The sequence below is a fragment of the Streptomyces sp. NPDC051243 genome, from assembly GCF_044455405.1.
Classification (GTDB): Bacteria; Actinomycetota; Actinomycetes; order Streptomycetales; family Streptomycetaceae; genus Streptomyces.
In genome coordinates, this window is sequence record NZ_JBITES010000007.1 from 291,387 (window position 1) to 311,167 (window position 19,781).

A 19,781-nucleotide genomic window follows, 5' to 3' on the forward strand; every position below is an offset into this window, starting at 1 on the left:
GCGGTCCCACAACTGACCGTGTCATACGCCAACGATCAGAATCGTTCGATACCTGCTGACTTGTGTTCAGTTCGACGGTCCGGACCTGTGCGTTACCAACACTCGACGTGTGGTGACAATCGAGCGCGAGGGTGGCGACCGGACGATGGAGAACCATGGGCGCGGGTCCGGCCCACGCCCAGCAGGCGGTGCGGACGAACCCCTCGGTCAACGCCCGCCGAATCCCCTGCCGTACGAAGGCGTGTGGCGGTTCACCGCCCCCGCCGTCGAGGCCTCGGTTCCGCAGGCGCGGCACGCCGTACGGGACCTGCTGTACCGCCAGGGCGTGCCGGTCTCGGACGATCTGGTCCAGGGACTGCTGCTGATCGTTTCGGAGCTGGTCACGAACGCCGTGCGGCATGCGGCGCTGCTGTCGCCGATGCTCGCCGTGGAGGTCGCCGTCGGCGCCGAGTGGCTCCGGGTGTCCGTGGAGGACAACCACCCCTACCGCCCGACCGCCCTGGAGGCGGACCACGGCCAGACCGGCGGCCGCGGCCTGCTCCTGGTGCGCGAGGTCACGCGGGAGGCGGGCGGAGTGTGCGACGTCGAGCACACGGCCGGCGGCGGCAAGGTGATCTGGGCCGCCGTCCCGCTCAAACCCGTCGTGCACATGCCCTAGGTGTATTGACCCGCAGGGTTGTTCACGCGGGTGATGGGTGGGTGGCCGCCGAGTGCGGTGTGGCAGCGGTGGTGGTTGTAGGTGTGGAGGAAGTCTGTCAGGGCGTCGGTGCGTTCGGTGTTGCTGGTGTAGGGCCGCTGGTAGGCCCATTCGTCGAGCAGGGTGCGGTTGAAGCGTTCGACCTTGCCGTTGGTCTGCGGCCGGTAGGCGCGGGTGAGTTTGCCGGTCGCGCCGAGGTCGGTCAGTGCCTGGCGCCAGGCGAAGCTTTTGCGGTAGGGCCAGGCGTTGTCGGTCAGGACTCGCTCGATGCGGTCGATGCCGTGCGTGGTGAAGAAGGCTGCGGCCCGGCGCAGGAAGGCTGCGCAGGTGGCGGCCTTCTCGTCGGCGTGGATTTCGCTGTAGGCGAGGCGGCTGTGGTCGTCGACGGCGGAGTGGATGTAGTCGAAGCCCATGTTGCTGCGGGTGGCGCGGCCGGCTTGGCGGCCCAGCATCTTGTGGCCGCCGCCGTCGGGGATCCGGCCGAGTTTCTTGACGTCGACGTGGATGAGTTCGCCGGGCCGGTCGCGTTCGTAGCGGCGGATGACCTGGCCGGTGGGCCGGTCCAGGTGGGCCAGGCGGTTCAGGCCGTGGCGGGACAGGATCCGGTGGGTCGTCGAGGCGGGCAGGCCCAGGATCGGGCCAATGCGGGCTGGGCCGAGTTTGCGGTCCTGCCGCAGGCGGCAGACGCGGGCCTCCACAGTTGCCGGGGTGCGATGGGGTGTGGTCCGGGGCCGGCTGGAGCGGTCGGCGAGACCCGGTTCGCCCTCGGATCGCCAGCGTCGGATCCACTTGTGGGCCGTGGGACGGGAGATGCCCATCTCCGCAGCGACATGAGCGACGGGACGGCCCGAGCGGACCCGTTCGACGAGCAGCCGCCTGCCGTGAACGGTCAGCCGGGCATTACGGTGGGACATGAAGGCCTCCGTGCGGTGAAGATTCGACACCTCCACCACACACGGGGGCCTTCGCCATGATCAAGCCCGCCCAGCGTTAACAACGCTCGTGATCAATACACCTAGGTCGCGCCGTTCGGATCGTCCCGGCGGCGCGGGCCGCTGCGGCCGGTCGGATCCCGCCCGTCACCAGCCGGCCGACGGGCCCGTCAGTTCCCTGATCGCGGGGCGGGCCGCGTCGAGCACGGTCATGAACCAGGACGAGAAGGTGTCCTTCGCATGGCGCTCCGCCAGCTCCGCCGACGTCACGAAGGCGGTCTCGCCGACCTCCTGCGGGTCGGGCCGCAGCGGGGACTGCACCATGCCGACGAACAGGTGGTTGTACTCCTGCTCCACCAGGCCCGAGTCCGGGTCCGGGTGGTTGTAGCGGACCGTGCCGGCCTCGGCGAGCAGTGACGGGGAGACGCCGAGTTCCTCGTGCGTCCGCCGGGCCGCGGCCGCGAAGGGCGCCTCGCCGGGGTAGGGGTGACCGCAGCAGGTGTTGGACCACACGCCGGGGGAGTGGTACTTGCCCAGCGCCCGCTGCTGGAGCAGCAGCCGGCCGTGCTCGTCGAAGAGGAACACGGAGAAGGCGCGGTGCAGCTGCCCCGGCGGCTGATGGGCGGCGAGCTTCTCCGCGGTGCCGATCGTCACACCGTTCTCGTCGACCAGTTCCAGCAAAATCGCGTCTGCGGCGCCGTTCGACGGACTGTGCGTCGCGGTCGCAGGTGTGATCGGCATACCCATCCTTCGCTTAGGTCTTGCGCCCCAAGTGTGCCGTACGAATCCGGCACTCCCGGCAGTTGATCGTGCCCGGCGCGGCGGGCACGGAACCGTCACTGGGGGCGCTGTGGGGATGAGGACGCAACCGACCACCGGATCGCTGCATTCCACCCGTACTGGCGTTTTGTCGGACCGTACGGTTGTTTCAGTGACAGAGCCGGGCCTCGTGCTGTGCGTGACCGACCGGCTCCAGCTGGAAGGTGCAGTGCTCCACGTCGAAGTGGTCGCCCAGGCAGCCCTGGAGCTCGTGCAGCATCTTCTCGTGGCCGATCGCGTTCAGGATGTCGGAGCGCACCACCACATGCGCCGACAGCACCGGCATGCCGGACGTGATCGTCCAGGCGTGCAGGTCGTGGACGTCCTCGACACCGTCCAGGGCGAGTATGTGGGCCCGTACCTCCGCCATGTCGACGCCCTTGGGGGCCGACTCCAGCAGTACGTCGAGCGTCTCGCGCAGCAGCTTGAAGGTGCGCGGCACGATCATCAGGCCGATGACCAGCGAGGCGATCGGGTCGGCGGCCTGCCAGCCGGTGGCCAGGATCACCGCCGCCGAGATCAGCACCGCGAGCGAGCCCAGCGCGTCCGCGGCCACCTCCAGGAAGGCGCCGCGCACGTTCAGGCTCTCCTTCTGGCCCCGCATCAGCAGCGTCAGGGAGATCATGTTCGCGACCAGGCCGATCGCACCGAACACGATCATCAGGCCGCCCTCGGTGTCCGCGGGCGTGAGGAACCGCTGGATCGCCTCGTACAGGACATAGCCGCCGACGCCGAGCAGGAGCAGGCAGTTGGCGAGGGCGGCGAGGATCTCCGCGCGGGCGTAGCCGAAGGTGCGCTGGTCGCTCGGCGGGCGGTTGGCGAAGTGGATGGCGAGCAGGGCCATGCCCAGGCCCAGCGCGTCCGTCGCCATGTGGGCCGCGTCGGCGATCAGGGCGAGCGAGTCCGCGACCACCCCGCCGACGATCTCGACGACCATGACACCGAGCGTGATCGACAACGCCACGCGCAGTCTCCCGCGGTACGCGGAGGCCGCCGTGCCACTTGTCGGCACATGTGAGTGAGAGTGCCCGTGATCGTGCCCAGCCCCCATGGAAGTGCCGCCCTTCTGTGGTCCGTGAACGATCGGAAATTCGGTCCGGGATCACAGTCAACTACGGGTGGGGGGTATCGGGCAACGCGGCACTGAACACCGTTGTCATGTGCCCTGACCTGCGGAAACGATCCGCAGGTCAGGGCTTTGCGCAAGATCGACGCTTCCGGCGTGATCAGCCGCCAGACCGGCCACCGTGATGCAGCTGCCACCCCTGCCACGCCGACTCGATCATCTCGCGCACCCCGCGCCGGGCCGTCCAGCCGAGCTGCTCGGCGGCGAGGGCGGCCGAGGCGACCGCGCGCGGGGCGTCCCCGGGGCGCCGGGCCTCCACGACGGCCGGTCGCCGGTCGCCCGTCACTTCGCCGATCACACTGATCAGCTCCCGTACGGAGACGCCCTCGCCGCGACCGATGTTGACGGTCAGATCGCCGCTGACGTCCGCCTCGGTCAGCCGTCGCGCCGCCGCCAGGTGCGCCTCGGCGAGGTCGGCGACATGGATGTAGTCACGGATGCAGGTACCGTCCGGCGTCGGATGGTCGTCGCCGAAGATCCGCGGGGCCTCGTCGCGGGTGAGCCGGTCGAAGACCATGGGGACGATGTTGAAGACACCCGTGTCGGCCAGCTCGGGCGCGGCGGCGCCCGCGACGTTGAAATAGCGCAGGCACACCGTCGAGATCCCGTGCGCCCGGCCCGCCGCCCGCACCAGCCACTCCCCGGCGAGCTTGGTCTCGCCGTACGGGTTCACCGGCGCGCACGGGGTGTCCTCCGTGATGAGATCCACATCCGGGTTGCCGTAGACGGCGGCGGACGACGAGAACAGCAACCGCTTGACACCGGCCTCGGCGACCGCCTCCAGAAGCGTGGCCAGGCCGCCCACGTTCTCCCGGTAGTAGCGCGTCGGCTGCGCCACCGACTCGGCGACCTGCTTGCGCGCCGCGAGATGCACCACACCGGTCACCGCGTGCTCGGTCAGTACCCGCTTCAGCAGGTCGCCGTCCAGCGCCGAGCCCTCGACGAGCGCCGCCTCCGCCGGCAGCCGCGCGGGGAACCCGGCCGAGAGATCGTCCACTACGAGGACCCGCTCCCCGGCCTCGGTCATGGCCCGCGCCACATGTGCTCCGATGTAGCCGGCTCCGCCTGTGATCAGCCATGTCATGGTCGACCACCCTATGCCGAGGCACCCGCGGCGCGTCCGGTGTCCCTGATGTCCGGGTCTGTCGGTGCGGGTTTGTGGGCGGGACGGGGGATCCCTGATGATGATCGCGGCAGAGCTCGGGGCAAACCACGTTGATCGCTCCGCCAAACGGCCGGTGAACGTTGGCTTCCAATCATCCGATAGCCTCTGCCGACACGCCGCCCGGGCGCCACAGCCAACGGGCGCCGCCACCCACGTACACGACCGGCGCGGACACGCCGGCACCCAGGGAGTGAGTTCGGTTGCTGACCGCCATCCTCACCGGTCAGCCGGTCCCCGGATCGTCGATCGAGGGCGATCTGCGGTCCCTCGGCTACGACGTGCGGGTCGCCGACGACCCGGCCGACGCCGAGACGCTCCTCGCCCAGGTGCCCGGCGACCAGCGCGTCGCCGTCGTCGACGCCCGCTTCGTCGGCCACCTGCACGCACTGCGCCTCGGCCTCACCGACCCCCGCTTCCCGCTCGCGGCGATCCCGGGCGCCGTGACGGCCCAGCCCGCCGGCCGCCAGGCCCTGACCCGCGCGATGGCCCGCGAGAACTCCGCGGGGGGTGGTACGGCGCTCGCCGTCGACAGCCTCGCCGACCGCGTCGTCACCGCCCTCACCGACGACGGCACCGATGTGCACCGCCCCGAGCTCGGCAGCCTGGTCGCCGCCGTCCCGGCCGATCCGCAGGCCCGCAACGAAGCACGGCAGGCCGTGGCCGCCGTCGACGACGAGGCCGTACGCCTGAAGTCGGCCGTGAAGGCCCGCGACGGATTCTTCACCACCTTCTTCATCAGCCCGTACTCCCGCTACCTCGCCCGCTGGTGCGCCCGCCGGGGCCTGACCCCCAACCAGGTCACCACCGCCTCCCTCCTCACCGCCCTCGTCGCGGCGGGCTGCGCGGCCACCGGCACCCGGGGCGGGTTCATCGCGGCGGGCCTGCTGCTGATCTTCTCGTTCGTCCTGGACTGCACCGACGGCCAGCTCGCCCGCTACTCCCTGCAGTACTCCACGCTCGGCGCCTGGCTGGACGCCACCTTCGACCGGGCCAAGGAGTACGCCTACTACGCCGGCCTCGCCCTCGGCGCGGCCCGGGGCGGCGACGACGTCTGGGCGCTGGCGTTGGGCGCGATGGTCCTGCAGACCTGCCGGCACGTCGTGGACTTCTCCTTCAACGAGGCCAACCACGACGCCACGGCCAACACCAGCCCCACGGCCGCCCTCTCCGGCAGGCTCGACAGCGTCGGCTGGACGGTGTGGGTGCGCCGGATGATCGTGCTGCCGATCGGCGAGCGCTGGGCGATGATCGCCGTGCTCACGGCGGCCACGACCCCGCGGATCACCTTCTACGCGCTGCTCGTCGGCTGCGCCTTCGCCGCCACGTACACGACGGCGGGCCGGGTGCTGCGCTCGCTGACCCGCAAGGCCCGCCGCACCGACCGGGCCGCGACCGCGCTGGCCGACCTCGCGGACTCCGGGCCGCTCGCGCAGGGCTTCGCGGAGGCGCTGAAGAACCCCGCGCGGCGCCTGCCCGGTTTCGCCGTCCCCGCCGTGGCCCTGCTCGGCGGCATCGCGCTCGTCGCCACGGCCGCACTCACCGACTTCGGCGGACCCTGGGCGGTTTTCGCCACGCTCGTGTACGCCGTGACCTCGGGTCTTGCCGTCGCCCGGCCCCTCAAGGGTGCGCTCGACTGGCTGGTTCCGCCGTTCTTCCGGGCTGCCGAATACGGCGCCGTCCTCGCGCTCGCAGTCAAAGCCGAGGTAAACGGAGCCATTCCTGCGGCTTTCGGCCTGGTGGCCGCCGTCGCCTACCATCACTACGACACGGTGTACCGCATCCGCGGCAACGCCGGGGCGCCCCCGGCCTGGCTGGTGCGCGCCATCGGGGGGCACGAAGGACGGACGCTGCTCGTCACCGTCTTCGCCGCGGTGCTCTCCGCATCGCAGTTCAAGGTCGCGCTCACGGCCCTCGCCGTGGCCGTGGCCCTCGTGGTGCTCGTCGAGAGCATCCGCTTCTGGGTGTCCTCAGGGGCCCCCGCCGTACACGATGAAGGAGAACCCGCATGATCGGCCTCGTGCTGGCGGCCGGCGCCGGACGGCGTCTGCGCCCCTACACCGACAGCCTTCCCAAGGCTCTGGTGCCAGTGGGCCCTGCGGGCATAGAGGGCGAACCCACGGTTCTCGACCTCACCCTCGGCAACTTCGCCGAGATCGGTCTGACCGAGGTCGCGGTCATCGTCGGCTACCGCAAGGAGGCCGTGTACGAGCGCAAGGCGGCCCTCGAGCAGAAGTACGGCCTCAAGCTCACCCTCATCGACAACGACAAGGCCGAGGAGTGGAACAACGCCTACTCCCTGTGGTGCGGCCGTGACGCCCTCAAGGACGGTGTGATCCTCGCCAACGGCGACACCGTCCACCCGGTCTCCGTCGAGAAGACGCTGCTGGCCGCCCGCGGCGACGGCAAGAAGATCATCCTCGCCCTGGACACGGTGAAGAGCCTGGCCGACGAGGAGATGAAGGTCGTCGTCGACCCGGAGAAGGGCATGACGAAGATCACCAAGCTGATGGACCCCGCCGAGGCCACCGGCGAGTACATCGGCGTCACCCTCATCGAGGGCGACGCAGCGCCCGAGCTGGCCGACGCCCTGAAGGCCGTGTGGGAGACCGACCCGCAGCAGTTCTACGAGCACGGCTACCAGGAGCTCGTGAACCGCGGCTTCCGCATCGACGTGGCGCCGATCGGCGACGTCAAGTGGGTGGAGATCGACAACCACGACGATCTCGCCCGCGGACGGGAGATCGCGTGCCAGTACTGACCCGGCTCATCCCCTCGCCGGTCGTCGTGGACATCCGCCCGGGTGCTCTCGACGACCTGGGCGGTGTGCTCGCCGACGAGCGCATCTCGCACTCCGGCAAGCTGGCCGTCGCGGTCAGCAACGGCTCCGGCGCCCGGCTCAAGGAGCGGCTCGCTCCCGCGCTGCCCGGCGCCAGCTGGTACGAGGTCGGCGGCGGCACCCTCGACGACGCGGTCCGGCTGGCCAGTGACATAAAGGCCGGCCACTACGACGCCGTCGTGGGCCTCGGCGGCGGCAAGATCATCGACTGCGCCAAGTTCGCCGCGGCGCGAGTCGGCCTGCCCCTGGTCGCCGTACCGACGAACCTCGCGCACGACGGTCTGTGCTCGCCGGTCGCCACCCTCGACAACGACGCCGGGCGCGGCTCCTACGGCGTGCCGAACCCGATCGCGGTCGTCATCGACCTCGACGTCATCCACGAGGCCCCGGCTCGCTTCGTGCGCGCCGGCATCGGGGACGCGATCTCCAACATCTCCGCCATCGCGGACTGGGAGCTGGCGAACCGCGTCAACGGCGAGAAGATCGACGGCCTCGCCGCCGCGATCGCCCGCCAGGCCGGCGAGGCGGTGCTCCGGCACCCCGGCGGTATAGGGGACACCGACTTCCTCCAGGTGCTCGCGGAGGCGTTGGTGCTCAGCGGTATCGCCATGTCGGTGTCGGGCGACTCCCGCCCGTCCTCCGGCGCCTGCCACGAGATCAACCACGCCTTCGACCTGCTGTTCCCCAAGCGCGCCGCCGCGCACGGCGAGCAGTGCGGGCTGGGCGCGGCCTTCGCGATGTACCTGCGCGGAGCCCACGAGGAGTCGGCGTACATGGCCGAGGTGCTGCGTCGGCACGGGCTGCCGGTGCTGCCGGAGGAGATCGGCTTCACGGACGACGAGTTCGTCCGTGCCGTGGAGTTCGCTCCGCAGACCCGGCCCGGCCGCTACACGATCCTCGAACACCTCGACCTGACCACCGACCAGATCAAGGACATCTACGCCGACTATGTCAAGGCCATCGGTAGCTGAACTCCGCCCCGTCGTTCACCCCGCGGGGGTGAAGGACCGGCGCAGCGGTGAGCACTGGATGGGACGCCTCTACATGCGCGAGGTGTCCCTGCGGGTCGACCGCTACCTGGTGAACACCAGGGTCACGCCCAACCAGCTCACGTACCTGATGACCGTATGTGGTGTCCTCGCGGCCCCGGCACTCCTGGTGCCGGGGATCCCGGGGGCGGTGCTCGGCGTGGTCATGGTCCAGCTCTACCTGCTGCTGGACTGTGTCGACGGCGAGATCGCGCGCTGGAAGAAGCAGTACTCGCTGAACGGCGTCTACCTGGACCGCGTCGGCGCCTACCTCACCGACGCCGCCGTCCTCGTCGGTTTCGGCCTGCGCGCCGCCGACCTGTGGGGCAGCGGCCGTATCGACTGGCTGTGGGCGTTCCTCGGAACGCTGGCCGCGCTCGGCGCCATCCTGATCAAGGCCGAGACCGACCTGGTCGGCGTCGCCCGCCACCAGGCCGGGAAGCCGCCGGTCAAGGAGGCCGCCTCCGAGATGCGCTCCTCCGGCATGGCGCTGGCTCGCAAGGCCGCCGCCGCCCTCAAGTTCCACCGTCTGGTCCTCGGCATCGAGGCGTCCCTGCTGATCCTGGCGCTGGCGATCGCCGACCAGGTCCGTGGCGACCTGTTCTTCTCCCGGCTCGGCGTCGCGGTGCTCGCCGGCATCGCGCTGCTCCAGACCCTGCTGCACCTCGTCTCCATCCTCGCCTCGAGCAGGCTGAAGTGAGCGGCATGGGCAACTCACCGGCATCCTCACCGAAGGTCGGCGCGGTCATCATCACCATGGGTAACCGCCCCGACGAGCTGCGTGCCCTCCTCGACTCGGTCGCCAAGCAGGACGGCGACCCGGTCGAGGTGGTCGTGGTCGGCAACGGCTCCCCGGTCCCGGACGTCCCCGAGGGCGTCCGCGCGATCGAGCTGCCCGAGAACCTCGGCATCCCGGGCGGCCGCAACGTCGGCATCGAGGCCTTCGGCCCCGGCGGCCGCGATGTCGACATATTGCTCTTCCTCGACGACGACGGCCTCCTCGCCAACCACGACACCGCCGAGCTGTGCCGCGAGGCCTTCGCGGCCGACCCGAAGCTCGGCATCATCAGCTTCCGCATCGCCGACCCGGACACCGGCGTCACCCAGCGCCGCCACGTCCCCCGGCTGCGCGCCTCGGACCCGATGCGCTCGTCCCGGGTCACCACCTTCCTCGGCGGCGCCAACGCCGTCCGTACCCAGGTCTTCGCCGAAGTCGGCGCACTGCCGGACGAGTTCTTCTACGCCCATGAGGAAACCGACCTGGCATGGCGGGCCCTCGACGCGGGCTGGATGATCGACTACCGGTCCGACATGGTGCTGTACCACCCCACGACCGCTCCCTCGCGGCACGCGGTCTACCACCGCATGGTCGCGCGCAACCGCGTCTGGCTCGCCCGCCGCAACCTCCCCGCCCCCCTCGTCCCGGTCTATCTGGGCGTCTGGATGCTGCTGACCCTCGCCCGCCGGCCCTCCCGCCCCGCCCTGCGGGCATGGTTCGGCGGTTTCCGGGAAGGCTGGACCTCCCCGTGCGGTCCCCGCAGGCCCATGAAGTGGCGTACGGTGTGGCGGCTGACTCGACTGGGCCGACCTCCCGTCATCTGACAAGCTCGGTCCTGAGAGCCCCCGGGCCGCAACCCGGCCCCAGGTTCATGCCATGCCCGCACAGGCTGCGCATCTCGAAGACGAAAGTTTCAACTGGTGAGTGAGACAACGCACGACGGAGGAGTCGCCGTGAGCGCGCCCCCGTCGCCCGACGAGGGACTCACGGCGGCCCAGCTCGCCGCCAAGTACGGGCTGGCCGTGAGCGGCGCCCGCCCCTCGCTGTTCGAGTACGTCCGCCAGCTCTGGGACCGGCGGCACTTCATCCTCGCGTTCTCGCGGGCGAAGCTGACAGCCCAGTACAGCCAGGCGAAGCTCGGCCAGCTGTGGCAGGTGGCCACCCCGCTGCTGAACGCGGCCGTGTACTTCTTCATCTTCGGCATGCTGCTCGGCGCCCGGGAGGGCATCCCCAGCGACATCTACGTGCCGTTCCTGGTGACCGGCGTGTTCGTCTTCACCTTCACCCAGAGCTCGGTGCTCGCCGGCGTGCGCGCCATCTCCGGCAACCTGGGTCTGGTGCGCGCCCTGCACTTCCCCCGGGCCTCGCTGCCGCTGTCGTTCGCGCTGCAACAGCTCCAGCAACTGCTCTACTCCATGGTCGTGCTCGTCGTGATCATGATGGCCTTCGGCAGTTTCCCCGACCTGTCCTGGCTCCTGATCGTGCCCGCGCTGACCCTGCAGTTCCTTTTCAACTCGGGCCTCGCGCTGATCTTCGCCCGCATGGGAAGCAAGACGCCCGACCTGGCCCAGCTGATGCCGTTCATCCTGCGTACCTGGATGTACGCGTCCGGCGTGATGTTCAGCATCCCGGCGATGCTCGCGGACAAGAACTGGCCGGGCTGGATCACCGACGTCCTGCAGTGGAACCCCGCCGCGATCTACATGGACCTGGTCCGCTTCGCGATGATCGACGGGTACGATTCCTCGTTCCTGCCCGAGCACGTGTGGGCCTTCGCGCTGGGCTGGGCGTTGCTGGCCGGCGGAGTCGGCTTCGTCTACTTCTGGAAGGCGGAAGAGAGGTACGGCCGTGGCTGAGCTGAAGAAGGACGGCCCGCGCGTCCCCACCGTCATCGCCGACGACCTGCACATCGTCTACCGCGTCAACGGCGCCAAGACCGGCAAGGGCAGCGCCACCGCCGCGCTCAGCCGCATCCTCAAGCGGGGCGAGGAGCGCGGGGTGCGCAAGGTCCACGCCGTTCGCGGGGTCTCCTTCGTCGCCTACCGCGGCGAGGCCATCGGCCTGATCGGCTCCAACGGCTCCGGCAAGTCCACCCTGCTGCGGGCCATCGCCGGTCTGCTCCCGCCGGAGAAGGGCAAGGTCTACACCGACGGCCAGCCTTCGCTGCTGGGCGTGAACGCGGCGCTGATGAACGACCTGACCGGCGAGCGCAACGTCATATTGGGCGGGCTCGCCATGGGGATGTCCCGCGAGCAGATCAAGGAGCGCTACCAGGGGATCGTCGACTTCTCCGGCATCAACGAGAAGGGCGACTTCATCACCCTGCCGATGCGCACGTACTCCTCCGGCATGGCGGCCCGGCTGCGCTTCTCCATCGCCGCCGCCAAGGACCACGACGTCCTCATGATCGACGAGGCGCTGGCCACCGGCGACCGCAAGTTCCAGAAGCGCTCCGAGGAACGCATTCGCGAGCTGCGCAAGGAAGCCGGCACCGTGTTCCTCGTCAGCCACAACAACAAGTCGATCCGGGACACCTGCAATCGCGTCCTGTGGCTGGAACGTGGCGAGCTGCGCATGGACGGACCGACGGACGAGGTCCTCAAGGAGTACGAGAAGTTCACGGGCAAGTAGTCCACCGGGACATGGGCCGTCCGGCCCAGTGCGCTTCCCCGGGCCTCGCCGGAACTGCCCCGGCGGGGCCCCGCGTCTGCAAAGGAAACGTCAACTCCGGCTGGCTCGTGGAATCTTGGCGCCAATCGGTGCGTTGTTGTGATGCGCAGGACACCCCCACAGGCCCGGCCCCGTTGTACAACGTAAGCTGTACCGGTACCGAAACGCGGCAAGTAGGGCGATAAGGAACGACACCTTCCCATGGGCCGCGGTGCGGACGGCTGGGCGGCGTGTCCGAAATAGTGTGCATTGGGTCGGCGGTGTAGAACGGGAGATGTGACGGCAATGGCTACGGAAACTCCCCAGGTCAACGCAGCAGCCTGTGCCGTCCCCGCCCCGGGCAGTCCACGGTGACGGGACCAGCCGGGGGCACGGCTGACCCGGAGCACGGCACACTCGGCAAGGCCGCCGGGGAGAACTTCCCCGTGGCGCCGTTCTTCCTGCCCAGGGCCTGGCGTGCCGACCTCATGGCCGTCTACGGCTTCGCCCGCCTCGTCGACGACATCGGCGACGGCGACCTCGCCCCCGGCGGCGCCGACGCCCGTCTGCTCGGTGTGTCGGCCGCGGACGCCGAGGACCGCCTGGTCCTGCTCGACGCCTTCGAGGCCGATCTGCGCCGGGTCTTCGACGGCACCCCGCGCCACCCGCTGCTCCGCCGCCTGCAGTCGACCGTCCACCGCCGCTCGCTGACCCCGGAGCCGTTCCTCGGCCTGATCGCCGCCAATCGCCAGGACCAGCTCGTCGGGCGGTACGAGACCTACGACGATCTCCTTGCCTACTGCGAACTGTCCGCCAACCCCGTGGGCCGCCTCGTCCTCGCCGTCACCGGCACCGAGACCCCCGAGCGGATCCGCCGCTCCGACGCGGTGTGCACGGCGCTGCAGATCGTCGAGCACCTTCAGGACATCGCCGAGGACCTCGGCCGTGACCGGATCTATGTGCCCGTGCAGGACATGAAGCGCTTTCACGTCCAGGAAACCGATCTGTCGGTGAAAACAGCGGGCGCATCGGTGCGCGCGCTGGTTGCATATGAAGCCGAACGTGCCCAAAACCTCCTGAATGAAGGCACCCCCCTGGTGGGTAGCGTCCACGGCAGGCTCAAGCTGCTGCTCGCGGGTTTCGTGGCGGGGGGAAGGGCGGCGATCCGCGCGATCGCCGCCGCCGAATACGACGTACTTCCCGGCCCGCCCAAGGCAGGCAAGCTCCAGCTGCTGCGCGAGGTGGGCGTGACTCTGCGAGGAGAGGGGTGATCCGGACCGTGGAGTCTGCACCACACGTGTCCGCACCGGTACTCGCCGCCTACCGCTACTGCGAGGCCGTCACCGGACAGCAGGCCCGTAACTTCGCCTACGGCATCCGCCTGCTGCCCACGCCCAAGCGCCGCGCGATGTCCGCGCTGTACGCGTTCTCGCGCCGCGTCGACGACATCGGCGACGGCGCGCTGTCCGGCGAGGTCAAGGCCGCCAGACTCGAGGAGACCCGGGAGCTGCTGACCCGGGTCCGCGACCGGACGGTCGACGAGGACGACATCGACCCCGTGGCCGTGGCGCTCGCCCACGCCGCCGACACCTTCCCTCTCCCGCTCGGGGGCCTGGACGAGCTCATCGACGGCGTCCTGATGGACGTGCGCGGGGAGACCTACGAGACCTGGGACGACCTGAAGGTCTACTGCCGCTGTGTCGCGGGTGCCATCGGGCGCCTCTCGCTCGGTGTGTTCGGCACAGAACCGGGGGCGCGCGGCGCTGAGCGCGCGCCGGAGTATGCCGACACGCTCGGGCTCGCGCTCCAACTCACCAACATCCTGCGGGACGTCCGCGAGGACGCCGAGGGCGGGCGCACCTATCTGCCCTCCGACGACCTTGCCAAATTCGGCTGCTCGTCAGGCTTCAGCGGGCCGACACCACCGGAGGGCTCCGACTTCGCGGGCCTCGTGCACTTCGAAGTGCGTCGGGCCCGCGCCCTTTTCGCCGAGGGCTACCGGCTGCTCCCGATGCTCGACCGGCGCAGCGGTGCCTGTGTCGCCGCCATGGCCGGCATCTACCGCCGCCTCCTCGACCGCATCGAGCGCGATCCGGAGGCCGTGCTGCGCGGCCGGGTCTCCCTGCCCGGGCGCGAGAAGGCCTACGTCGCCGTGCGCGGTCTGAGCGGTCTGGACACCCGGCATGCCGGCCGTCGTACCGTCAGGAGGCGCGCCTGATGGACATTGCGGTCCAAGGTGATGTCACCGGCGAAAAGCGGCGGGCAACCCTCCGCTGCCGGGCCGCGTCCCTGACTGAGACGACCCGCCGTGCGGCGTTCGAGCACCGGCACGGCGGTCGCGCAGGGAAGGGTGCACGATGACCGACGGCATGCGGCCCGAAGAGCCGCTCGCGGACACCCCCGGACACCCCGGGACCGCCGTCGTGATCGGCGGAGGGCTCGCCGGCATCACCGCCGCGCTCGCGCTCGCCGACGCCGGGGTGCGGGTCACCCTGATCGAGGGCCGGCCGAGGCTCGGTGGCCTGGCCTTCTCCTTCCAACGCGGCGAACTCACCGTCGACAACGGACAGCACGTGTACCTGCGCTGCTGCACCGCCTACCGCTGGTTCCTCGACCGCATCGAGGGGACGGCGCTGGCACCGTTGCAGGATCGTCTCGACGTGCCCGTGCTCGACGTGGCGCGGCCCGAGGGCCGACGGCTCGGCAGGCTGCGGCGTGACGCGCTGCCCGTACCCCTGCACCTGGGCCGGAGCCTTGCGACCTATCCGCATCTGTCACTCGCCGATCGCGCCAGGGTCGGGCGTGCCGCGCTCGCGCTCCAGGGGCTCGACCTCGCCGATCCGACCCTGGACACACAGGACTTCGGCAGCTGGCTGACCGCGCACGGTCAGTCGGCGCGTGCCGTCGAGGCCCTGTGGGACCTGGTCGGGGTCGCCACCCTCAACGCGGTCGCGGGCGACGCCTCGCTGGGGCTCGCCGCGATGGTGTTCAAGACCGGTCTGCTGTCCGACCCGGGCGCGGCCGACATCGGCTGGGCGCGCGTCCCGCTGGGCGAACTGCATGACCGGCTGGCCCGCAAGGCGCTCGACTCGGCGGGCGTTCGTACCGAGGTCCGTACACGCGTCACCTCCATCTCCCCTGACGAGAACGGACATTGGAGCGTTCAGGTTCCCGGCGAGACACTTCGGACGGACACCGTCGTGCTCGCCGTGGCACAGCGCGAGGCGTACGACCTGCTGCCCGAGGGTGCGCTCGACGCGCCCGAACAACTGCTGGAGATCGGTACCGCGCCGATCCTCAACGTCCATGTCGTCTACGACCGCAAGGTGCTCAGCCGTCCCTTCTTCGCGGCCCTCGGCACCCCGGTGCAGTGGGTATTCGACCGGACCGAGGCCTCCGGCCTGCGGAACGGCCAGTACCTCGCCCTGTCCCAGTCGGCTGCGCAGGACGAGATCGACGAGCCCGTCGCCGCGCTGCGCGAGCGGTATCTGCCCGAGCTGGAGCGGCTGTTGCCCAGGGCGCGCGGCGCGGAAGTGAAGGACTTCTTCGTGACCAGGGAGCGCACCGCGACGTTCGCTCCCACCCCCGGCGTCGGGCGGCTGCGGCCCGGCGCCCGTACCAAGGCCCCCGGCCTCTACCTGGCCGGAGCGTGGACCGCCACAGGGTGGCCCGCGACCATGGAGAGTGCGGTCCGCAGTGGCGTGAGTGCGGCCGGCGCCGCGCTGAGCGCCCTGGGCCGGCCCCGCCCGAGTCACCTCTTCGACGTGGAGGAGGCGGCGTGATGCTCGATCAGCACACGGCGGCAGGCCCCCGCACCCCCGGTACCGCAACAAGAGGAGAGACTGTGCCCACTGTGCCCCCGGCCTCGAAGGCCGCTCGTGAGACCGCGGTGGACGTGACCGCGCTCCTGGAGCGCGGTCGGACCCTGGCCACACCGGTACTGCGGGCGGCGATCGACCGCCTGGCCCCTCCCATGGACACCGTTTCCGCCTACCACTTCGGCTGGATCGACGCCGAGGGCAACCCCACGGCCGGCGACGGCGGCAAGGCCGTACGCCCCGCCCTCGCCGTGCTCTCCGCCGAGGTCACCGGCGCCGCGCCCGAGGTCGGCATCCCCGGCGCCGTCGCCGTCGAACTGGTCCACAACTTCTCCCTGCTGCACGACGACCTGATGGACGGCGACGAACAGCGCCGCCACCGAGACACGGTCTGGAAGGTGCACGGCCCCGCCCAGGCCATCCTCGTCGGCGACGCCCTGTTCGCCCTGGCCAACGAGGTCCTGCTGGAACTCGGCACCGTCGAGGCCGGCCGCGCCACCCGCCGGCTGACCACCGCCACCCGCGCCCTGATCGACGGGCAGGCGCAGGACATCTCCTACGAGCACCGCGACCGCGTCAGCGTCGAGGAGTGCCTGACCATGGAGGGCAACAAGACCGGCGCCCTGATCGCCTGCGCCAGCTCCATCGGCGCGGTGCTCGCCGGTGCGGACGACCACACCGCCGACACCCTGGAGAAGTACGGCTACCACCTGGGCCTCGCCTTCCAGGCCATCGACGACCTGCTCGGCATCTGGGGCGACCCGGTCTCCACCGGCAAGCAGACCTGGAGCGACCTGCGCCAGCGCAAGAAGTCCCTGCCGGTCGTGGCCGCGCTCGCGGCGGGCGGGCCCGCCTCCGAGCGGCTCGGTGAGATCCTCGCCGCCGACGCCAAGAGCAGCGACTTCGAGAACTTCTCCGAGGAGGAGTTCGCTGCCCGCGCCGCCCTCATCGAGGAGGCGGGCGGCCGCGAGTGGACCGCCGAAGAGGCACGCCGCCAGCACACCATCGCCGTCGAGGCCCTCGACGCCGTCGACATGCCCGAGCAGGTGCGGGCGCAGTTCACGGCGCTCGCCGACTTCGTCGTCGTACGAAAGAGATGACCACCGCGCGAAAAGAGATGATCAGTATCGGTCGAATAGCCCTCGCGTAGTCGCCGGCCGGTGCCGCTGGAAGCAGCGCACCGGCCGACGGCGGACCCGCAGCAGACGCACTACCTGAGCAACTGCACGAAGGGGAAGCCATGACAGCGACGACCGACGGAAGCACCGGGGCACCGCAGCCCCGGGCAGCCGCGGCCAGCGACACCGACAGCGAAACCCCCGTGGCGGCCGGGGTTCACGAGGCCGCCGTACGCGCGGTACAGCGCGCCACCGACTTCCTGCTGGCGAAGCAGGACGCCCAGGGCTGGTGGAAGGGCGACCTCGAGACGAACGTCACGATGGACGCCGAGGACCTGCTGCTCCGTCAGTTCCTGGGGATCCGGGACGAGAAGACCACACGGGCCGCCGCGCTCTTCATCCGCGGCGAGCAGCGCGAGGACGGAACCTGGGCCACCTTCTACGGCGGACCGGGCGAACTCTCCACCACCGTCGAGGCGTACGTCGCCCTCCGCCTGGCCGGCGACGCGCCCGACGCCCCGCACATGGCCAAGGCCTCCGCCTGGATCCGCGAGCAGGGCGGCATCGCCGCATCCCGGGTCTTCACGCGGATCTGGCTGGCCCTGTTCGGCTGGTGGAAGTGGGAGGACCTGCCCGAACTCCCGCCGGAGCTCATCTACTTCCCCAAGTGGGTCCCGCTCAACATCTATGACTTCGGCTGCTGGGCCCGGCAGACCATCGTCCCGCTGACGATCGTCTCCGCGAAGCGCCCGGTACGGCCGGCGCCCTTCCCGCTCGACGAACTGCACACCGACCCGGCTCGCCCCAACCCGCCCAAGCCTCTTGCCACGCCGACCAGTTGGGACGGTGCCTTCCAGCGGCTCGACAAGGCGCTGCACCAACTGCGCAAGGTCGCTCCGCGCAGGCTGCGCAGAGCCGCCATGAACAGCGCGGCCCGCTGGATCATCGAGCGGCAGGAGAACGACGGCTGCTGGGGAGGCATCCAGCCGCCGGCCGTGTACTCGATCATCGCCCTGCACCTGCTCGGCTACGACCTCGAACACCCCGTGATGCGCGAGGGACTGGCGTCGCTGGACCGCTTCGCCGTCTGGCGCGAGGACGGGGCCCGGATGATCGAGGCCTGCCAGTCGCCGGTCTGGGACACCTGCCTGGCGACCATCGCGCTGGTCGACGCGGGGGTGCCCGCCGACCATCCGCAGTTGGTAAGGGCCGCGGACTGGATGCTGGGCGAGGAGATCGTCCGGCCCGGCGACTGGGCGGTCAAGCGCCCCCAACTACCGTCGGGCGGCTGGGCGTTCGAGTTCCACAACGACAACTACCCCGACATCGACGACACCGCCGAGGTGGTCCTCGCACTGCGCCGGGTCAGGCACCACGATCCCGAGCGGGTCGAGAAGGCGATCGGCCGCGGTGTGCGCTGGAACCTTGGGATGCAGTCGAGGAACGGGGCCTGGGGCGCCTTCGACGTCGACAACACCAGCCCCTTCCCCAACCGGCTGCCGTTCTGCGACTTCGGCGAGGTCATCGACCCGCCGTCGGCCGACGTCACCGCGCACGTCGTCGAGATGCTCGCGGTCGAGGGCCTGGCCCACGACCCGCGCACCCGGCGCGGCATCCAGTGGCTGCTCGCCGAGCAGGAGCCGGACGGCTCGTGGTTCGGACGCTGGGGCGTGAACTACGTCTACGGCACCGGATCGGTCGTACCCGCCCTGGTGGCCGCCGGTGTCCCGGGCTCGCATCCGGCGATCCGCCGTGCCGTCACCTGGCTGGAGTCCGTCCAGAACGACGACGGCGGCTGGGGCGAGGACCTGCGCTCCTACAAGTACGTCAAGGAGTGGAGCGGCAAGGGCGCCTCGACCGCCTCGCAGACCGCGTGGGCGCTGATGGCGCTGCTGGCCGCGGGGGAGAAGGACTCCAAGGCCGTCGAGCGCGGCGTCGAGTGGCTCGCGGCGACCCAGCGGGAGGACGGCTCCTGGGACGAGCCGTACTTCACCGGCACCGGGTTTCCCTGGGACTTCTCGATCAACTACCACCTCTACCGGCAGGTCTTCCCGCTCACCGCGCTCGGCCGGTACGTCCACGGCGAGCCCTTCGCCGAGCGGCCCGCGCGGAGCGGGGCCTCCGGACAGCGCGGGGAGCCGGGAAAACCGCTCGCCGAGGCCAAGGGGAGCTGATGAGCCCACAGCCCGCCCCGGCCCCGCTGCTGATCGCCTGCGCGCTCGGCATCGAGCAGCTCGCTCTGCGCACGGGTGAGCGGGGCGGGGCCGGGGGGCCGGTCACCGTGCTCCGGACGGGCATGGGGCCCCGGGCGGCCGAACGCTCCGTCACCCGGATGCTGGCCGACCCGGCCCTCGGCGGGGCCGCCGTGCTCGCCACGGGCTTCTGCGCCGGGCTCGCACCCGGTATGCACCCCGGTGATCTGGTGGTCGCCGAGGAGACCCGGGATCCGGCGGGAACCGTTCCGTGCGCGGGGACCGACCTACTCGTCAAAGAGCTGGTGCGGACCGTCCCCGGCCGCACCGTCCACACCGGACCACTCACCGGCTCCGACCACGTCATCCGGGGCCAGGAACGTTCAGATCTGCTCTCGACCGGCGCGATCGCGGTCGACATGGAGTCGGCGGCCACACTCCTGAGCGCCGTACGCACGGGCGAGCGCCCGGTTGCGGCCGTCCGGGTGGTGGTGGACGCTCCAGAACATGAACTCGTCCGGATCGGCACATTGCGCGGTGGAATATCGGCTTTCCGCGTTCTTCGTTCCGTTCTGCCTGCTTTCTACGAATGGCACCGTTCTTTGCTGCTCCCCAGGAGGTGA

19 protein-coding genes are annotated in these 19,781 nt (G+C 70.5%); 15 read left to right on the plus strand and 4 right to left on the minus strand.

All coding sequences use genetic code 11. From position 1 onward, the window contains the following. Positions 1-145: 145 nt before the first annotated feature. Positions 146-658 carry an ATP-binding protein gene (locus ACIBAG_RS19865; RefSeq protein ID WP_399106969.1) on the plus strand — a complete coding sequence of 171 codons (513 nt, stop codon included), beginning with the start codon at positions 146-148 and terminating at the stop codon, positions 656-658. Here the strand turns inward: ACIBAG_RS19865 and ACIBAG_RS19870 are convergent. From ACIBAG_RS19870 to galE, 4 genes are all read right to left on the minus strand, one after another. Beyond that, positions 655-1,611, minus strand: coding sequence for an IS481 family transposase (locus tag ACIBAG_RS19870; RefSeq protein ID WP_399106791.1), 957 nt, complete (start codon positions 1,609-1,611; stop codon positions 655-657). The genes ACIBAG_RS19865 and ACIBAG_RS19870 overlap by 4 nt on opposite strands. A gap of 165 nt (positions 1,612-1,776) precedes the next feature. Beyond that, on the minus strand, positions 1,777-2,370 hold the full coding sequence (gene idi, locus ACIBAG_RS19875; protein WP_399106792.1) for an isopentenyl-diphosphate Delta-isomerase: 594 nt from the start codon (positions 2,368-2,370) through the stop codon (positions 1,777-1,779). A 187-nt stretch (positions 2,371-2,557) separates the two neighbouring features. Then, on the minus strand, positions 2,558-3,499 hold the full coding sequence (locus ACIBAG_RS19880) for a cation diffusion facilitator family transporter (protein WP_399106793.1): 942 nt from the start codon (positions 3,497-3,499) through the stop codon (positions 2,558-2,560). A 175-nt stretch (positions 3,500-3,674) separates the two neighbouring features. Further along, positions 3,675-4,658 (minus strand): UDP-glucose 4-epimerase GalE, encoded by a 984-nt coding sequence (gene galE / locus ACIBAG_RS19885; protein WP_399106794.1) that lies wholly within the window; start codon positions 4,656-4,658, stop codon positions 3,675-3,677. Positions 4,659-4,939: 281 nt separating this feature from the next. On the opposite strand from galE, the gene ACIBAG_RS19890 reads away from it, so the two are divergent. The 14 genes from ACIBAG_RS19890 to ACIBAG_RS19955 all read left to right on the plus strand — a co-directional run bounded on the left by ACIBAG_RS19890 (position 4,940) and on the right by ACIBAG_RS19955 (position 19,781). Beyond that, on the plus strand, positions 4,940-6,748 hold the full coding sequence (locus ACIBAG_RS19890; protein ID WP_399106795.1) for a DUF5941 domain-containing protein: 1,809 nt from the start codon (positions 4,940-4,942) through the stop codon (positions 6,746-6,748). Then, positions 6,745-7,497 carry a sugar phosphate nucleotidyltransferase gene (locus ACIBAG_RS19895; protein ID WP_399106796.1) on the plus strand — a complete coding sequence of 251 codons (753 nt, stop codon included), beginning with the start codon at positions 6,745-6,747 and terminating at the stop codon, positions 7,495-7,497. The genes ACIBAG_RS19890 and ACIBAG_RS19895 overlap by 4 nt, the downstream gene beginning before the upstream one ends. Then, positions 7,485-8,546, plus strand: a complete 1,062-nt coding sequence (locus tag ACIBAG_RS19900; protein WP_399106797.1) for an iron-containing alcohol dehydrogenase family protein — start codon at positions 7,485-7,487, stop codon at positions 8,544-8,546. The genes ACIBAG_RS19895 and ACIBAG_RS19900 overlap by 13 nt, the downstream gene beginning before the upstream one ends. Beyond that, entirely contained in the window at positions 8,524-9,303 is a 780-nt protein-coding gene (locus ACIBAG_RS19905) for a CDP-alcohol phosphatidyltransferase family protein (RefSeq protein WP_399106798.1), read from the plus strand. The genes ACIBAG_RS19900 and ACIBAG_RS19905 overlap by 23 nt, the downstream gene beginning before the upstream one ends. 5 nt (positions 9,304-9,308) lie before the next feature. Further along, positions 9,309-10,205, plus strand: a complete 897-nt coding sequence (locus ACIBAG_RS19910; RefSeq protein WP_399106799.1) for a glycosyltransferase family 2 protein — start codon at positions 9,309-9,311, stop codon at positions 10,203-10,205. Positions 10,206-10,301: 96 nt separating this feature from the next. Next, on the plus strand, positions 10,302-11,237 hold the full coding sequence (locus ACIBAG_RS19915; RefSeq protein ID WP_399106800.1) for an ABC transporter permease: 936 nt from the start codon (positions 10,302-10,304) through the stop codon (positions 11,235-11,237). Then, positions 11,230-12,012 carry an ABC transporter ATP-binding protein gene (locus tag ACIBAG_RS19920; RefSeq protein WP_399106801.1) on the plus strand — a complete coding sequence of 261 codons (783 nt, stop codon included), beginning with the start codon at positions 11,230-11,232 and terminating at the stop codon, positions 12,010-12,012. Before ACIBAG_RS19915 ends, ACIBAG_RS19920 begins: the two co-directional genes overlap by 8 nt. A gap of 389 nt (positions 12,013-12,401) precedes the next feature. Continuing rightward, complete coding sequence (gene hpnC, locus ACIBAG_RS19925) at positions 12,402-13,301, plus strand: squalene synthase HpnC (RefSeq protein ID WP_399106802.1); 900 nt, start codon at positions 12,402-12,404, stop codon at positions 13,299-13,301. Next, a complete protein-coding gene (gene hpnD / locus ACIBAG_RS19930; RefSeq protein ID WP_399106803.1) occupies positions 13,298-14,248 on the plus strand; it encodes a presqualene diphosphate synthase HpnD in 951 nt (316 codons plus the stop codon). The genes hpnC and hpnD overlap by 4 nt, the downstream gene beginning before the upstream one ends. Next, positions 14,248-14,391, plus strand: coding sequence for a DUF6380 family protein (locus tag ACIBAG_RS19935; RefSeq protein ID WP_399106804.1), 144 nt, complete (start codon positions 14,248-14,250; stop codon positions 14,389-14,391). Before hpnD ends, ACIBAG_RS19935 begins: the two co-directional genes overlap by 1 nt. Continuing rightward, on the plus strand, positions 14,388-15,812 hold the full coding sequence (gene hpnE, locus ACIBAG_RS19940; RefSeq protein ID WP_399106805.1) for a hydroxysqualene dehydroxylase HpnE: 1,425 nt from the start codon (positions 14,388-14,390) through the stop codon (positions 15,810-15,812). The genes ACIBAG_RS19935 and hpnE overlap by 4 nt, the downstream gene beginning before the upstream one ends. Continuing rightward, the gene (locus ACIBAG_RS19945) at positions 15,812-16,948 is read left to right on the plus strand and encodes a polyprenyl synthetase family protein (protein ID WP_399106806.1); all 1,137 of its coding nucleotides are present in this window, start codon (positions 15,812-15,814) and stop codon (positions 16,946-16,948) included. Before hpnE ends, ACIBAG_RS19945 begins: the two co-directional genes overlap by 1 nt. 140 nt (positions 16,949-17,088) lie before the next feature. Then, positions 17,089-19,140, plus strand: coding sequence for a squalene--hopene cyclase (gene shc, locus ACIBAG_RS19950; RefSeq protein WP_399106807.1), 2,052 nt, complete (start codon positions 17,089-17,091; stop codon positions 19,138-19,140). Continuing rightward, positions 19,140-19,781 carry a 1-hydroxy-2-methyl-2-butenyl 4-diphosphate reductase gene (locus ACIBAG_RS19955; RefSeq protein WP_399106808.1) on the plus strand — a complete coding sequence of 214 codons (642 nt, stop codon included), beginning with the start codon at positions 19,140-19,142 and terminating at the stop codon, positions 19,779-19,781. Before shc ends, ACIBAG_RS19955 begins: the two co-directional genes overlap by 1 nt.

What these genes read in the sequence shown, in the direction of transcription:
- ACIBAG_RS19935 (WP_399106804.1), top strand. Translation starts at nt 14,248, where the DNA reads ATGGACATTGCGGTCCAAGGTGATGTCACCGGCGAAAAGCGGCGGGCA.
- ACIBAG_RS19910 (WP_399106799.1), top strand. Translation starts at nt 9,309, where the DNA reads ATGGGCAACTCACCGGCATCCTCACCGAAGGTCGGCGCGGTCATCATC.
- shc (WP_399106807.1), top strand. Translation starts at nt 17,089, where the DNA reads ATGACAGCGACGACCGACGGAAGCACCGGGGCACCGCAGCCCCGGGCA.
- ACIBAG_RS19945 (WP_399106806.1), top strand. Translation starts at nt 15,812, where the DNA reads ATGCTCGATCAGCACACGGCGGCAGGCCCCCGCACCCCCGGTACCGCA.
- ACIBAG_RS19865 (WP_399106969.1), top strand. Translation starts at nt 146, where the DNA reads ATGGAGAACCATGGGCGCGGGTCCGGCCCACGCCCAGCAGGCGGTGCG.
- hpnE (WP_399106805.1), top strand. Translation starts at nt 14,388, where the DNA reads ATGACCGACGGCATGCGGCCCGAAGAGCCGCTCGCGGACACCCCCGGA.
- galE (WP_399106794.1), bottom strand. Translation starts at nt 4,658, where the DNA reads ATGACATGGCTGATCACAGGCGGAGCCGGCTACATCGGAGCACATGTG.
- ACIBAG_RS19880 (WP_399106793.1), bottom strand. Translation starts at nt 3,499, where the DNA reads ATGGGGGCTGGGCACGATCACGGGCACTCTCACTCACATGTGCCGACA.
- ACIBAG_RS19870 (WP_399106791.1), bottom strand. Translation starts at nt 1,611, where the DNA reads ATGTCCCACCGTAATGCCCGGCTGACCGTTCACGGCAGGCGGCTGCTC.
- ACIBAG_RS19905 (WP_399106798.1), top strand. Translation starts at nt 8,524, where the DNA reads ATGTCAAGGCCATCGGTAGCTGAACTCCGCCCCGTCGTTCACCCCGCG.
- ACIBAG_RS19955 (WP_399106808.1), top strand. Translation starts at nt 19,140, where the DNA reads ATGAGCCCACAGCCCGCCCCGGCCCCGCTGCTGATCGCCTGCGCGCTC.
- ACIBAG_RS19895 (WP_399106796.1), top strand. Translation starts at nt 6,745, where the DNA reads ATGATCGGCCTCGTGCTGGCGGCCGGCGCCGGACGGCGTCTGCGCCCC.
- idi (WP_399106792.1), bottom strand. Translation starts at nt 2,370, where the DNA reads ATGCCGATCACACCTGCGACCGCGACGCACAGTCCGTCGAACGGCGCC.